Below are 15,615 nucleotides of genomic sequence, written 5' to 3' on the forward strand. Positions count from 1 at the left end.
CATCGCAATTTGTTTGGCGCGTTCGCATCCGAGATGGCACTGGGCGATTCTTCTCAGTTGAACCGTCGAGGCAACTGTACGACGTCGCTATGGTGCGAATTTCCCATCCCGTATAAAATCTTATATGCGTAGAACGCGGGTATCTGGTTTGGCTCAATTCATTCGATGGGTGTTCAGGCGATTGAGTGCGAGAGCGCAATATAAATTGTTAGGCCCAGTAGGAAATTCTCAATTTATGGGTGACTTTGTCTCACCTTATGGTGGAGAGAAAGGCGTAACACGTTGATTTGCAAAGTTAGAAATTCTCAGCTTTTGAAGCCTCCTACAAGTGGTGTAGCGGGAACCATGAAGTGGGATTTTGGGAAGCATCCACTGAGACATTTATTGATGGATGCGTCCGGTAGCTCGGATTGACTGCACCTAGCCCGCCATCGCGACGGAAAGGACAGCGACCCTCTCATCGAGGTGGCCGCTGTTTTTTTGCACACTGTACGACAATTATTGAGTCGTTCGCGTCTTTTATACCTTAGCCGCCCGAATCCCATATGAACGGGTACGGGTGTCAAAAAGCCATGTTGAAATTGCTGCCACGCACCGTTGAACGCCTTCCGCACCTACTGAATAGCCACTGATGGTACCCACGCCATAGGTTTCCCAAGTCTCGTATTTTTCGAGTGATTCGACTTCCGGCTCCCCCGGCAATAACAGTAGACAAAGATCCGGACGCCGGCCGACCAAGAATAGCGAGTCATGGTAGATATGTGCGGACGCCATAGCGTTAAGCACATTGTTCTTTCCACTGCGGTACTTTGCATCCAGGACAAATGTCCTATGCTCATCTCCATGCGACGCAATGAGGACGATGTCCGGGCGCCGTTCCCTGGAGAGGCTCCATGCCTGTTTGGTACCGGAGCGATTCATGGCTGGGACGAAGTAGTTGGACAATCGGGAGATCTCTACCTTGTTCCGTTCGACGTGGTACATGCCACATCGGTGGTCGAGCAGTATGTCGCGGCGAAATCGAAAGCATGTTCCGTAATCGAGCAGATCCGGGACGAGGAAATGGCCCCGGAAGGCCTGACATGCTTTGCCAAAATGAAGGTGGGGCAAGGTGGCCGGGTAAATATAGATAGCCTTAGCGTGTCGGCTTTGCCATGGGCGCTGGGTCGTCTGGAACGCGGGGAACTCGCAGATCTTGGTGCAGAAGCGTTTGACGCCGGTCTCAAGGGATTAAAAGATGACCTGGCGTCGCTGGTCGCCGACGAAGACAACCCCTTTGATGCCGCACAGTTGATTGCAATAGTGCAGCGGCTTCACGAATGGGCGGGCTATAAACCCACCAGTGATGGTCTTGCATGGATGGTCATATTACCGGAGCGGACTTCATCGAAGGAGGTCCAGCCCCGTGAGGCGCCAGATGAGAAGCAGGAGACTGAAGAAGAGCGGGATCTACCGATCCTCAACAGTTTTTACGTTCACGACCTTATCCAGGCGCAGCGGGAGTTAAACGGACCACGCGTGCCGCGGGCGTTGAAGGCGTATCTATCGCTGTCGGATCGGTCGAAATTCGATCTGGATGCACCGGACGGACAACGGCACATTCTCGACACGTTGCGGCCGCGCAATGGGATTGCGGGGCGCTGGCCATCACCGGTCGACCATTTCCAGGCGCTGATGCAGCAATACGCGCTAAACCGGATGAAGACCCTCGGTGAGGGAGAAATCCTTGCGGTGAACGGACCTCCGGGTACAGGAAAAACCACGCTGCTCCGAGATCTCATTGCACATCTGATGGTCGAGCGCGCTACGGTACTCGCGTCGCTAGACAGCGCAAGGGCCGGCCTGTCCGGCGCGAACATCGATGCGGTTTTTGCGGGGGGCAAGTCGCATAGTGTCCCGGTGCTTGCGCCTGCGCTGACAGGATTCGAGATCGTGGTTGCGTCGAGCAACAACGGAGCGGTGGAAAACCTCTCGCTCGAACTGCCTCAGCGCCGCCACCTCGATCCCGCGCAACATGACACGCTGGGCTACTTTCAGCCGGTAGCGACGCGCTATGCCGGCAGCCATTCGACGAAGCCATGGAAGATGCCGAAGGAGCCCGTGTGGGGTCTGGTGTCCGCCGCGCTCGGCAAACGGGCCAATCGCACGCGCTTTGGCGACGTATTCTCCACCCGAGCCGCGACCCCCGACGAGCGGCCGGGCGACCGGTTTCTCGGCAAGCATGAGGTCGATTTCCCGAGCTGGGACGCAGTGGGAGCGATGACCTACTGGCGGTACCGGGACCGGACCCGTGGCACGCGTCCGGGCTTTCGTGCGTCGCAGGACCACTTCAAGGCAGCGCACACGGCCTATCTGACGGAGTACAGGCGTCTCGAAACACTCGATGTTGCGCTGACCGAACTGGAACAGAAGTGGACCACGGTGGCGCAACGTTGTCCCGATCTGCCTTATCCGGACACGAAGGATGAGACGCTGCATCGTCTGAGCCGGTTGGCGCTCGAACTGGATGAGGAGGCGAAGCTGGCAGAACAGCGCCTTGGTCCGCCGTTCATCCGTTGGCTCTCAAGATGGTTCCGCCCGAGCCAATATCAACGATGGTGCGAGCTTGCGGAAGCTGCGTTTTCCCTTCGTGTCGCTTGCGACAGGCTCCGCACGGTGAAATCTCTGCTGGTGCAGACGGGGGGGACGGTGTGGGAAGGCGTCGACCTTGCCGAGGAAGTTTCCCAGGCCCGAGCATTCTGGCAGGGCGAGAAACTGAATATTTTGCGTAACGAGCTGTTTTCAGCCGCAATGGCGTTGCACGAGGCATTTTTTCACGAGGTCCAGACGCCGGATCTGGTGTTTGCCCTGTCGAAGATGCTTTCGCGCGCACCATTCGGCGACGCGAGCAAGGTACTCTGGCAATGGTTTTTTATGCTGGTGCCAGTCGTGTCGAGTACTTTCGCATCTTTCCGGCGCCAGTTCGCCGGAATCGGATCGGAGGACCTGGGCTGGCTGGTCATCGACGAAGCCGGACAGGCGGTGCCGCAGGCCGCCGTCGGTGCGATCATGCGCGCGCGGCATGTCGTCGTGGTGGGCGATCCGCTTCAAATCGAACCGGTAGTCACACAGTCAACGCGTCTATTGATGCGTCTCGGAGAACACTGGCTGCAGGAGGCACGTCCACGCTATGCCGTGGATGCCCAATCCGTCCAGACGCTGGCTGACCGGTGCTATCCATACGGTGTGCGCCATCCGCTCGAGCGTGATCAGTTCATTGGCATCCCGCTCGTCATGCATCGGCGTTGCGCGAGCCCGATGTTCGAAATCGCCAATACGATTGCGTACGATGGACGGATGAAGCACGCGAAAAAAGGCATGCCGCATCCACACGAGGTGCTCGGCCATAGCGCATGGTGGCATGTGACCGGCGATAGCAACGATGGGACGAAATACATTACCGCGCAGGGCCGGCGCGTATTTGATGCGTTGTTCGATCTGTATATCAGAACACCGGACCTGAGCGACCCGGATCGACCGCAGCTACCCGACGTGTTCGTCATTACGCCGTTCCGGCAGGTCAGAAAGGGTTTGAGTGAGCTTTTAGGTGATCGCGATACGTGGCGTACTGCGCTAGCCGGAACGGAACGGGACGTGCCGGACAAATTGGCGGAATGGGTGAGGAACCGGATCGGCACTGTCCACACGTTCCAGGGCAAGGAAAGCGAAGTGGTCTTTTTTGTTCTCGGATGTGATGTCGAGCAGACCGGGGCGATAGACTGGGCTGCATCAGCGCCAAACCTGCTGAATGTTGCAGTCACGCGCGCGAAAAGCTATCTGTACGTGATTGGTGATCGTAACCTTTGGGGTTCCCGTCAATATTTCGATACCGCACTTGCGATGCTTGACGCACATGGACAGGTTCAGCCTGGCCAGAAGGGAAACAGCGTACGCGTGCAATCGGATGTTTCGTTGCGGCCGGGTTAGGCTATCTGCGCTTTCTTCTCTGCGTGCGCGACGCAAGATTGGCGTTAGCCATAGTCAACTCCTTGTCAACGGTCTCGCGCCCAACCTGCCCAACCCGACTTATCCACACCCACCTCTGGATAACTCATGTAAAAGCCTCCAGACAAGCTGTGAAGGAAACTTTGATAAAAACTCTCCTTCGCAAGACCCAAAAAAAGTTATTCGCGATCCAACATCACTATCCGCCATCGCTCCGAACACTTATCGATTTGCTAGCCCATTGATCCGTAAACGAAGTAGGAGGTTATCCACAGGCAGAGGCGCTGCTTGTTAACTATTACTACGTATACATATACAAAGAATATAAAAACCAAAAACCAACACCCCCTCAAACCAACGGCAAACAAATCTCCGTCACCAGATCCGCGGGCGCCGTTTCCTTCGGACTATTCAAATACTCTTCGAACACCGGCGCATCCGCCGCCTCCCTGCCGGACTGCACGAGCCACGTCCCATACAACCACTCATAAGTCGCCTGCATATCGCTATACGGCCCGATATGCCGCAACACCGCATACTCCCCGCCCCGTACACGCGCCACGGAAACCGCTCCGCTCAACGCAACAGCCTGAGCCACCTCAGCCATCATCGGCCCCGGCAACAATGCCGCCGCCTTCGACCGCAACGCCTGCTCCTCCACCACTCCCGGATCATCGAAATAAATCCCGATCATCCGCATCTGCGTCGCAAGCAGATTGTGTTGCGCGAGCCAGCCGTACAACGCATCGAATGCCTTGCCGACCTGCATGTAAGGCCCGACGTGATCGACCGACACAACCTCCATCGGCTCGACATGGCGTATCACCACTTCATGCATCATCGTCATTTGCTCGTCTCCTGAAAGTGCCGGCCGGAACCGGCTATGCGCGCCTTGCTTTCGATACTGCGCCGGCGGCATGCCAAATACCGCTCGAAACGTCCGCGAAAAAGACTGCAAACTGCTGTAGCCCGAACGTTCGGCGATCTCGGCGATCGGCATCGAACTATTCGCGAGATAGCCCGCCGCGCGATGCAGCCGTAAACGCCGCACCGTCGTCGCGACGGTCTCGCCGTACATCGCCTGATAAATCCGGTGCCAGTGATACGGCGACAGGCACGCGATCTCCGCCAGCCGGCCGATATCGAGCGGTTCGTCGAGGTGGTCGTAGATATGGTCGAGCACGCGAGCGAGCCGCGTTTCGTAGCGAGCGCGATGACCTGATTCATTCATGACTGGACGGATGAAAATTGACGCGGGAGCATGTGAACAAATTATCACGCCGGAGCCTAAGCGCCGCTGGTCCCGCGAACAGGCACCATCCCACACCCGGCGCCCAGCAATAACGAGCCACAAGCAAGCGCCCATGACGCTGTCGTCATTTGGCGTTATCGTGTGATACGCACTGCCTCAGCAGCCTGCACCGCCGTTCCCATTCCTCCCCGCGTTCGCGCGAAGCGATGGAGCCGCAAACATGAGCTACACCGAGTCGATCGGCAGCCGCACCTACCGTTTCGCCGATCTGAAGACCCTGCTGGCGAAGGCCAGTCCGCTACGCTCCGGCGACCAGCTCGCAGGCATCGCGGCGGCGAGCGAAGAGGAACGCGTCGCGGCCAAAATGGCGCTCGCGCAGATACCGCTGCGCACATTCCTCGATGAAGCACTGATCCCCTATGAAACCGACGAAGTCACCCGCCTGATCATCGACGATCACTCGCCGCAGGCCTTCGCCGAAATCGCGCATCTGACGGTCGGCGATTTCCGCAACTGGCTGCTGAGCAGCACGACCGACACCGCCGCACTCACCCGCATCACCCAGGGCCTCACGCCGGAAATGGTCGCGGCCGTATCGAAGCTGATGCGCAACCAGGACCTGATCGCAGTCGCGCGTAAACGTCCGGTGGTCACGCGTTTTCGCAACACGGTCGGTTTGCCGGGCCGCATGTCGGTGCGTCTGCAGCCGAATCATCCGACCGACGACGTCAAAGGCATCGCCGCGTCGATGCTCGACGGCCTGCTGTACGGTTGCGGCGATGCGCTGATCGGCATCAACCCCGCGAGCGACAATCTGGCCGCGATCACGAAGCTGCTGCTGATGATCGACGAATTCCGTCAGCGCTATCAGGTGCCGACGCAATCGTGCGTGCTCACGCACGTGACGAGCACGATCGCCGCGATCGAAAAAGGCGCGCCGGTCGATCTCGTGTTCCAGTCGATCGCCGGCACGGAGAAAGCGAACGCGAGCTTCGGCATTTCGCTCGCGCTTTTGCAGGAAGCGTACGAAGCCGGGTTGTCGCTACAACGCGGCACTGTCGGCAACAATCTGATGTACTTCGAAACGGGGCAGGGCAGCGCGCTCTCGGCGAATGCGCATTCGGGCGTCGATCAGCAGACTTGCGAGGCGCGCGCGTACGCAGTCGCGCGCAAGTTCAAGCCGTTTCTCGTCAATACGGTGGTCGGCTTTATCGGCCCCGAGTATCTGTACGACGGCAAGCAGATCACGCGCGCGGGTCTCGAGGATCACTTCTGCGGCAAGCTGCTCGGCGTGCCGATGGGCTGCGACATCTGCTACACGAACCACGCGGAAGCCGACCAGGACGACATGGACAATCTGCTGACGCTGCTTGGCGTCGCGGGCGTCAATTTCATCATGGGCGTGCCGGGCGCGGACGACGTGATGCTCAACTATCAGAGCACGTCGTTCCATGACGCGCTGTACGTGCGCGACGTGCTCGGCTTGCGGCGCGCGCCGGAATTCGAGGAATGGCTGGAGTCGATGCAGATCATCGATGCACGTGGCGCATTGCTCGGCGCGTCGGCGCAGCCGCCGCTGCTCGAAGGCGCGCGCGACTGGATGGGTATCGCATGACCGACGCTTTCGACAAGGATCCGTGGAACGCGCTGCGCCGGTTTACGCAGGCGCGCATCGCGTTGGGCCGCGCGGGCAATAGTCTGCCGACCGCGCCGTTGCTCGCGTTCAATCTCGCGCATGCGCAGGCGCGCGATGCCGTGCATCATCCGCTCGATGCGGACGCGCTTCACGAAGAGTTACGCGCGCAAGGTTTCGAATCGCTCGATGTGCATAGCGCCGCGCCTGATCGCGAGCATTACCTGAGACGTCCCGATCTCGGGCGGCGTTTGTCGAGCGAGAGCCGCGCGGCGCTAACGCAAATGCGAGCGCAGTCGAGCGACGTGGTGTTCGTGATCGGCGATGGTCTGTCGGCGTTTGCCGCGTCGAAGCAGGCGATTCCGCTGTTGCAGGCGGTGCGTCCCAAGCTCGCGGATTGGCGCGTCGGTCCCGTGGTGGTCGCGCGTCAGGCGCGCGTCGCGCTCGGCGATGAGATCGGCGAATTGCTCGACGCGAAGATCGTCGTGATGCTGATCGGCGAGCGGCCGGGTTTGAGTTCGCCGGACAGCCTCGGCATCTACATCACGTATGCGCCGAAAACCGGTTGCAGCGACGCGCAGCGCAACTGCATTTCGAACGTGCGCCCGGAAGGGCTCGACTATCCGCTGGCCGCGCACAAGCTGCACTATCTGCTGACGCAGGCACGCAAGCTCGGGCTTACCGGTGTCGGTTTGAAGGACGATAGCGATGATCTGCTGGCGAGTGCGCCGGCGGCGCCGGCCGTGAGTAACGGTTCGGATTCGGGCGCGACGTAAACGCGCGTCTACTTCCGCAACAACCTCAACCCGTTCCCCACCACCAGCAGACTCGCGCCGACATCGGCAAACACCGCCATCCACATCGTGCCGAAGCCCATCAACGTCAGCACGAGAAACACGCTCTTGATACCCAGCGCGAGCGCAATGTTCTGCACCAGCACCGCATGCGTCGCCTTCGACAGCCGGATGAACGCCGGAATCTTGCGCAGGTCGTCGTCCATCAGCGCGACGTCGGCGGTTTCGATCGCGGTGCCGGTGCCCATTGCGCCCATCGCGAAGCCGATGTCGGCGCGCGCGAGCGCGGGCGCATCGTTGATGCCGTCGCCGACCATGCCGACCGTCGCGCCATCCAACGACCATTGCGCGACCGCGTTGAGCTTGTCCTCGGGCAACTGATCGCCGAGCGCTTCGTCGACGCCGACCTGCTGCGCGATCGCCGCGGCGGTGTGGCGGTTGTCGCCGGTCAGCATCGCGGTGCCGACGCCGAGCCGCCGCAATTCGGCGACGGCGGCGCGGCTCGTGTCCTTCACCGTGTCGGCGACCGCGAACAGCGCGAGCACGCGATGGGCGTCGGCGAGCATCACGACGGTTTTGCCTTGCTGTTCGAGCGTATCGAGGCGCGCTTCGAGCCGCGGCGAGCAGCGGCCCAGTTCCTCGATCAGCCGATGATTGCCGAGCCAATGCGCGACGCCGTCGATTTCGCCGCGCACGCCGCGCCCGGCGAGCGCCTCGAAGGCATCGACCGGCACGTGCGCGATGCCGTCGTTTTGCGCGGCGGCGGCAATCGCCATCGATACCGGGTGATCGGAGCGCCCGGCGAGGCTTGCTGCGAGCGTGCGGTAGTGGATGGCGCTGCCTTTGCCAACATCGTTACCTCCGACCCCACCGTCGTCACCAACCACCTCGAACCCCGTCTGCACCGGCTTGCCGTGCGTAATCGTGCCGGTCTTGTCAAGCGCGAGCCAGCGCAGCCTGCGCCCCTGTTCGAGATAAACGCCGCCCTTGATCAGAATGCCCTTACGCGCCGCGGCCGCGAGCCCGCTGACAATCGTCACCGGCGTCGAAATCACGAGCGCGCACGGACATGCGATCACGAGCAGCACCAGCGCCTTATAGACCCACGCATGCCACGCTCCACCCGACAACAGCGGCGGCACCAGCGCGACGGCGAGCGCGATCGCGAACACGAGCGGCGTATAAACGCGCGCGAATTCATCGACGAAGCGCTGCGTCGGCGCCTTCGTGCCCTGCGCTTCTTCGACCGCGTGGATGATGCGCGCGAGCGTCGTGTTGCCGGCGGCGGCCGTCACGCGATAGTCGAACGCGCCCGCCTGGTTGATCGTGCCGGCGAACACCGCGTCGCCGATGGCTTTGTCGACCGGCAGGCTTTCGCCGGTGATCGGCGCCTGATCGACACTCGAGCGGCCCTCGACGATCTCGCCGTCGAGCGCGATCCGCTCGCCCGGCTTCACGCGCACCCGCGCGCCGGGCGCGATCGCATCGACGCGGGTGAGCTGCCATGCGCCGTCGGGTTGCTGGACGCTCGCCTGTTCCGGCGCGAGCTGCATCAGCCCCTCGATCGCATTGCGCGCGCGGTCGAGCGAGCGCGCCTCGATCAGTTCGGCGATCGTGAAAAGCACCATCACCATTGCGGCTTCCGGCCACTGGCCGAGCAACGCCGCGCCGGTCACCGCGATGCTCATCAGCGCGTTGATGTTCAGGTTGCCATTGCGCAACGCGAGCCAGCCCTTGCGATAGGTCGTGAGACCGCAGGAGACGATCGCGACGAGCGCCAGACCCGCGACCAGCCAGGCGGGCGCGCCGAGCCAGCCAGCGGCCTCCGAGCCTGCCGCGACGACGCCGGCGAGCACGAGGGGCCACCAGGGCTTGCGCATGGCGTGAGCGGCTGCTGCGGGCGTGGCGTTGGGGGCGCCGGTATCGGCCAGTTCAGGCGTGAAGTCGAGCGAGCGCAGCGCGGCGAGGATCGGCTCGAGCGCGTCCGGCGCGTGGACGACGGTCAGTACGCGCTGGATCAGGTTGAAGTCCATGCCGCGCACGGTCTGCATGCGGCCGAGCTTCTTGCGGATCAGCGCTTCCTCCGTCGGGCAGTCCATCTGCATGATGCGGATCGCGGTGCGCATGTCGGCGCCGACGGCTTCGGAGCGCGGCAGCGCGAGCGGGATCGGTGCGATGGGGGCGGGGGTGCAGCAGGCGTCGTCGGCGTGCGCACGCCCTTCCCGGCAGCCGCTACTCGCGCCCGGCCCGTGAGCGTGTCCACAGGCGTGCTCCCCGCGCGCCCCACGCACACCGGCCTCGCCCGTTTCCAGACGATCAATTTCCGGGTGACTAACGTCAGGCATGGTGGCTTCCTCGTTCGATTTGTGGTCTAGTAAACACCTTGAAGCCACTACAAGGTCAAGGCCGCGTGGAGGGAAGGTCCATGAAAATCGGCGAACTGGCGAAAATCGCCCATTGCACGACCGAAACCATCCGTTTCTACGAAAAGGAGCGCCTGCTGCCCGAGGCGGAGCGCACCGAAGCCAATTACCGCAGCTACACGGCGAAGCACGTCGAGCGTCTGCGCTTTATCCGCAATTGCCGCGCGCTCGACATGACTCACGACGAAATCCGCGCATTGCTGCGTCTGACCGACGCGCCGGCGAACGGCTGCGGCGGCATCAATGCATTGATCGACGAGCACATTGCGCACGTCGACACGCGTATCGAAGAGCTGCAACAGTTGAAAGCGCAACTGACGACGCTGCGCGATCAATGCCACGGCGAACATCCGGTCGAGGATTGCGGCATCGTGCACGGTCTGACCGACATGGATGTGGCCGTGCCGCGGCCACGGCATACGCACCTCGGCTGACGCGGCGGGGCGCGTCGCAAAACCGGGGCCACGCCTCGATCATCGAAAAATCAGTTGGAGAATCAACGTGTTTACCTGTAGAAACCAGTCCTGTGGCGCACAGTGGGAGCAATCCGACGTCGTCATCAAGAACGAAGGCCAGGGGCTGCTGTTCCGCTGTCCGCTATGCGGCGCGCGCAATTACGTCGAGCGTTTTGACGGCGACGACGGCAAAGTGCTGTACGAACAGCTCCCGGGCCGGCCCGACCAGGGCCCGATGGCCGAGTAACCGCGATTCCCGCCGACGACCCCATGAATAGTCCCAACCCCGGTCTCACCTCCGCCGGCACCGCGTTCAGCGAATTGCCGCTGCCGCCCGCCACGCTCACGAACCTCACGCAACTCGGCTACGTCGAGATGACGCCGATCCAGGCCGCGAGCCTGCCGATCGCGCTCGCCGGCCACGATCTGATCGCGCAGGCGAAAACCGGCAGCGGCAAGACCGCGGCGTTTTCGCTCGCGTTGCTCGCGCGGCTCGATACGCGCAAATTCGACACGCAGGCGATGGTGCTGTGTCCGACGCGCGAACTCGCCGATCAGGTCACGCAGGAAATCCGCCGGCTCGCGCGCGCGGAAGAAAACATCAAGGTGCTGACCTTGTGCGGCGGCACGCCGATGCGTCCGCAAACGGCGAGCCTCGAACACGGCGCGCATATCGTGGTGGGCACGCCGGGCCGCATCATGGATCACCTCGAGCGCGGCAGCCTCGCGTTGCAGTCGCTCAATACGCTCGTGCTCGACGAAGCCGACCGCATGCTCGACATGGGTTTCTTCGACGACATCGCGACTGTCGCGAAGCAGTGCCCGAAAGAGCGGCAAACGCTGCTGTTCTCGGCGACATACCCCGAGGGGATCGCGAAGCTCAGCCGCCAATTCCTGCGCAACCCGAAGGAAATCAAGCTGGCCGAGCGGCATGACGACAGCAAGATCCGCCAGCGCTTCTATGAAGTGACCGAGGACGAGCGGTTGCATGCGGTCGGTCTGTTGTTGAACCACTATCGTCCGGTCAGTACGATCGCGTTCTGCAACACGAAGCAGCAATGCCGCGATCTGCTCGACGTGCTGCGCGCGCAGGGTTTTCATGCGCTCGCGCTGCACGGCGAGCTCGATCAGCGCGAGCGTGATCAGGTGCTGATCCAGTTCGCGAACCGCAGTTGCTCGGTGCTCGTCGCGACCGACGTCGCTGCGCGCGGCCTCGACATCTCGCAACTCGAAGCGGTGATCAACGTCGACGTGACGCCGGACCCCGAAGTCCACGTGCATCGCATCGGCCGCACGGGCCGCGCCGATCAGGACGGCTGGGCACTGAGTCTCGCGAGCATGGACGAGATGGGGCGCGTCGGCGGCATCGAACAGGCGCAGAAACGCGACGTCGAATGGCACAAGCTCGCGGAGCTGAAACCGGCCGGCAATGACCCGCTGCTGCCGCCGATGGAAACGCTGCAGATTCTCGGCGGCCGCAAGGAAAAGATCCGTCCCGGCGACGTGCTGGGGGCGCTGACCGGCGACGCCGGTTTCGAGGGCTCGCAGATCGGCAAGATCAACGTGACCGACATGTCGACCTACGTCGCGGTGGAGCGCAGCATCGCGCGCGAGGCGGTGCGCCGGCTCAGCGCGGGCAAGCTGAAAGGCCGCAAGGTCAAGGTCCGGCTGATGGACGATGCCTGACTGACCGGAAGTCCGGAGGTTTTCGGGTTCCGATGAACAGCGCAACGGCCGCACTCGCGGCCGTTGCCGTATCTGTGCGGGCCCGCATCACATTCCGTCATACCTCCACACTTTCCCGTATTCCTCGGACTGCCCGTCGCGTCCCCTAAAACCGTGATCGGGCCGGTCGAAGCCGCCGCACGGCGGTCTCGCGCGAGCTATGACGAAAACGCATGCCGCGCATGACAAAGTTTCGATTGTGACGGTTCTTTGGCTGATGCCTAATCACCACACCGGAGGGACCGCCCCGCAGCCGCCGTTCGCGCGGCCGCCGGCGGCTGAAGAAAGGGAGAAAGTCTTATGCAGAGCGCCATGCAAGCCCGCTCGAAACTGCCGGACGTCGGCACGACGATTTTTACCGTGATCGGCCAGTTGGCCGCGCAATACGATGCGTTGAACCTGTCGCAGGGCGCGCCGAATTTCGCGCCGGACCCGAAGCTCGTCGACGGCGTCGCGCAGGCAATGCGCGCCGGCCACAACCAGTACGCGCCGATGGCCGGCATCGGCGCGCTGCGCGAAGCACTCGCCGACAAGGTCGAAACGCTATACGGCGTGCGCTACGATCCGGACAGCGAAGTGACCGTGATCGCAAGCGCGAGCGAAGGACTCTATTCGACGATCAGCGCGCTCGTGCATCCGGGCGACGAAGTGATCTACTTCGAGCCGTCGTTCGACAGCTATGGCCCGATCGTGCGCTTGCAGGGCGCGACGCCGGTCGCGATCAAGCTGTCGCTTACCGACTTCCGCGTGAACTGGGACGAAGTGGCCGCCGCGATCACGCCGAAGACGCGCATGATCATCATCAACACGCCGCACAATCCGACCGCGACGATTTTCAGCGACGCCGATATCGAGCGGCTGAAGGCGCTCACGCGCAACACCGATATCGTGATTCTGTCCGACGAGGTCTACGAGCACGTCGTGTTCGACGGCGCGAAGCATCAGAGCATGGCGCGCTGTGCGGAGCTGGCCGAGCGCAGCGTGATCGTGTCGTCGTTCGGCAAGTCGTATCACGTGACCGGCTGGCGCGTCGGCTATTGCCTCGCGCCCGCCGCGCTGATGGACGAGATCCGCAAGGTCCATCAGTTCATGGTGTTTTCCGCCGACACGCCGATGCAGTATGCGTTCGTCGACGCGCTCGCCAATCGCGACAGCTATCTTGGCCTGTCCGATTTCTATCAGAAGAAGCGCGATCTGCTCGCGCATGCACTGCGTGAATCGCGCTTCGAGCTGTTGCCGAGCGAAGGCAGCTTCTTCATGCTCGCGCGTTTTCGCGGTTTCTCCGACGAAAGCGACAGCGATTTCGTGTTGCGGCTGATTCGCGATGTGCGCGTCGCGACGATTCCGTTGTCAGCCTTCTATACCGACGGCACGGATTCCGGCCTGATCCGCCTGAGCTTCTCGAAGGACGACGCGACGCTGATCGAAGGCGCGCGGCGTTTGTGCGAGGTTTGAACGCGCGTACGTGTAAGCCCTGTCAAAACGTCTTTTTGAACGCAGTATGATCGCGCGTGACGATGCGCTCGAAGTAATCGAAGTAACCGAAGCATTCGAAGAAAGAAGGGATCAGTTATGAAGTGGCTCAAGTCTCTGCTGGCGCTCGCCTGCGCATGCGCGTCGCTCACGGCATCGTTCTCCGCGAACGCCGCCGATACGGCGACGCTGCGTTTCGGGCTCGAAGCGCAGTACCCGCCGTTCGAATCGAAAGGCCCGAACGGCGAGTTGCAAGGGCTCGATATCGACGTGGGCAAAGCGGTCTGCGCGGCCGCGCATATGACGTGCAAGTGGGTCGAAACCTCGTTCGACGGACTGATCCCCGCGCTGCAGGGCCGCAAGTTCGACGCGATCAATTCGGCGATGAACGCGACCGAACAGCGCCGTCAGGCGATCGACTTCACGACGGTCGTCTATCGCGTGCCGACGCAGTTGATCGCGCGGCACGACAGCGCTCTGCTGCCGACGCCGGCATCCTTGAAGGGCAAGCGTATCGGCGTGTTGCAGGGCTCGATCCAGGAGACCTTCGCGAAAGTGCATTGGGAACCGGCCGGCGTGATCGTGCTGCCGTATCAGGACCAGAACCAGGTGTACACCGATCTGACGGCGGGCCGTCTCGATGGCACGCTGGTGCTCGCGCCCGCGGGTCAAACGGGCTTCCTGTCGAAGCCGGAAGGCAAGGACTACGCATTCGTCGGTCAGCCGGTGCGTGACGACAGGATTCTCGGCAGCGGCATCGCGTACGGAATCCGCAAGGGCGATACCGCGCTGCGCGACCGGTTGAACGCCGCGATCGCGAAGGTGCAGGCCGACGGCACGGTGAAGACGCTGGCCGCGAAGTATCTCGGCAATATCGACGTGAGCGCGAAGTAACCAGGCGCGTGCCGCCGTGCATGCACTTGTTGCCCCTGCGGTTGACGGCTACGATACGTGGACTTCGCGAGCACGACAGCGAAGCTGACGGATCTACCGGAGAGCGCACATGAGCGAGACGACCGCGGCGGCAAGTGAAGTAAAAAATGCGTACGCGAAAAGCGCATCCGCCCCGCGCTTCTGGCGCAACGACGCGCTGCCGTTCATCGAGGCGCGCTCCATCGACGATGGCCGCAAGGTCTGCTACGCCAAACACTCGCACGAAACGTTTTCGATCGGCGCGGTAACGGGCGGCCGCAGCGTCTATCTGAACCGTCACGCAAGGGAATGGATCGGCGCGGGCGCGGTCGTGCTGATGAACCCCGACGACGTGCACGCGTGCAATCCGGTTGCCGGCGAGCGCTGGTCGTATCGCATGCTGCATGTCGACGTTGCATGGCTGACGAAACTCCAGCACGAACTCGGCTTCAGCGAGAACCATGCGTTTCGCGCGTTCTCGCAGATCATGACGCTCGATGCGGCATTGTTCGACGGCGTGAACCGGCTGTGCGCGATTCTCGCCGACGCTGATGCCAGCACGCTGCGCAAGGAAAGCGCGGCGCTCACCTTCTTCTCCGACGTGCAGCAAAAGCTCAATCCGGCTCGCTTGCCCGAGCGTGATGCGAGCGGCCAGCTTGCGCGCGCCGCTGAATTCATCGCTGAGAATTGCACGCGCGCACTGAAACTCGAAGACGTGTGCAAGGCGGCCGGGTTGTCGGCGTCGCATCTGATTCGCGCGTTCAAACAGCGCTATGGCATGACGCCGCACGCGTATCTGATCAATCGGCGCATTCAGTACAGCCGCGCGCAGCTACGGCGCGGCCGGCTGATCGCGGATGTCGCGCTCGATGCCGGGTTTGCCGATCAGGCGCATTTGCAGCGGACTTTCAAGCGGCTGGTTGCGGCGACGCCGGGGCAGTATCGCAGTTGAGCATGCGGCTTC

The 15,615-nt window shown here is 62.2% G+C and carries 11 protein-coding genes; 9 read left to right on the forward strand and 2 right to left on the reverse strand.

What is annotated here, in order from left to right:
• The first annotated feature begins 831 nt into the window (after positions 1-831).
• Complete coding sequence (locus QM685_RS01115) at positions 832-3,966, forward strand: DEAD/DEAH box helicase (protein WP_415112003.1); 3,135 nt, start codon at positions 832-834, stop codon at positions 3,964-3,966.
• A gap of 367 nt (positions 3,967-4,333) precedes the next feature.
• On the opposite strand, the gene QM685_RS01120 is transcribed toward QM685_RS01115, so the two are convergent.
• Complete coding sequence (locus tag QM685_RS01120; protein ID WP_415112307.1) at positions 4,334-5,215, reverse strand: AraC family transcriptional regulator; 882 nt, start codon at positions 5,213-5,215, stop codon at positions 4,334-4,336.
• A 241-nt stretch (positions 5,216-5,456) separates the two neighbouring features.
• On the opposite strand from QM685_RS01120, the gene QM685_RS01125 reads away from it, so the two are divergent.
• On the forward strand, positions 5,457-6,851 hold the full coding sequence (locus tag QM685_RS01125) for an ethanolamine ammonia-lyase subunit EutB (RefSeq protein WP_415112004.1): 1,395 nt from the start codon (positions 5,457-5,459) through the stop codon (positions 6,849-6,851).
• Positions 6,848-7,645 carry an ethanolamine ammonia-lyase subunit EutC gene (gene eutC, locus QM685_RS01130; RefSeq protein WP_415112005.1) on the forward strand — a complete coding sequence of 266 codons (798 nt, stop codon included), beginning with the start codon at positions 6,848-6,850 and terminating at the stop codon, positions 7,643-7,645. The genes QM685_RS01125 and eutC overlap by 4 nt, the downstream gene beginning before the upstream one ends.
• An 8-nt stretch (positions 7,646-7,653) precedes the next feature.
• Here the strand turns inward: eutC and QM685_RS01135 are convergent, their stop codons facing one another.
• Complete coding sequence (locus QM685_RS01135; protein WP_415112006.1) at positions 7,654-10,008, reverse strand: heavy metal translocating P-type ATPase; 2,355 nt, start codon at positions 10,006-10,008, stop codon at positions 7,654-7,656.
• An 80-nt stretch (positions 10,009-10,088) separates the two neighbouring features.
• Between QM685_RS01135 and cadR the strand changes: the two genes are divergently transcribed.
• From cadR to QM685_RS01165, 6 genes are all read left to right on the forward strand, one after another.
• Positions 10,089-10,520, forward strand: coding sequence for a Cd(II)/Pb(II)-responsive transcriptional regulator (gene cadR, locus QM685_RS01140; RefSeq protein WP_415112007.1), 432 nt, complete (start codon positions 10,089-10,091; stop codon positions 10,518-10,520).
• Positions 10,521-10,587: 67 nt separating this feature from the next.
• A complete protein-coding gene (locus tag QM685_RS01145) occupies positions 10,588-10,788 on the forward strand; it encodes a hypothetical protein (protein ID WP_233845985.1) in 201 nt (66 codons plus the stop codon).
• A 23-nt stretch (positions 10,789-10,811) separates the two neighbouring features.
• A complete protein-coding gene (gene dbpA / locus QM685_RS01150; protein ID WP_415112008.1) occupies positions 10,812-12,227 on the forward strand; it encodes an ATP-dependent RNA helicase DbpA in 1,416 nt (471 codons plus the stop codon).
• Positions 12,228-12,566: 339 nt separating this feature from the next.
• Positions 12,567-13,721 carry a pyridoxal phosphate-dependent aminotransferase gene (locus QM685_RS01155; RefSeq protein WP_415112009.1) on the forward strand — a complete coding sequence of 385 codons (1,155 nt, stop codon included), beginning with the start codon at positions 12,567-12,569 and terminating at the stop codon, positions 13,719-13,721.
• A 117-nt stretch (positions 13,722-13,838) separates the two neighbouring features.
• Complete coding sequence (locus tag QM685_RS01160) at positions 13,839-14,633, forward strand: ABC transporter substrate-binding protein (RefSeq protein WP_415112010.1); 795 nt, start codon at positions 13,839-13,841, stop codon at positions 14,631-14,633.
• Positions 14,634-14,742: 109 nt separating this feature from the next.
• Positions 14,743-15,603: an AraC family transcriptional regulator gene (locus QM685_RS01165; RefSeq protein ID WP_415112011.1), complete on the forward strand. Its 861-nt coding sequence runs from the start codon at positions 14,743-14,745 to the stop codon at positions 15,601-15,603.
• Positions 15,604-15,615 lie beyond the last annotated feature (12 nt).

This window comes from Paraburkholderia sp. (assembly GCF_047605525.1).
In the GTDB taxonomy this organism is placed as follows: Bacteria; Pseudomonadota; Gammaproteobacteria; order Burkholderiales; family Burkholderiaceae; genus Paraburkholderia.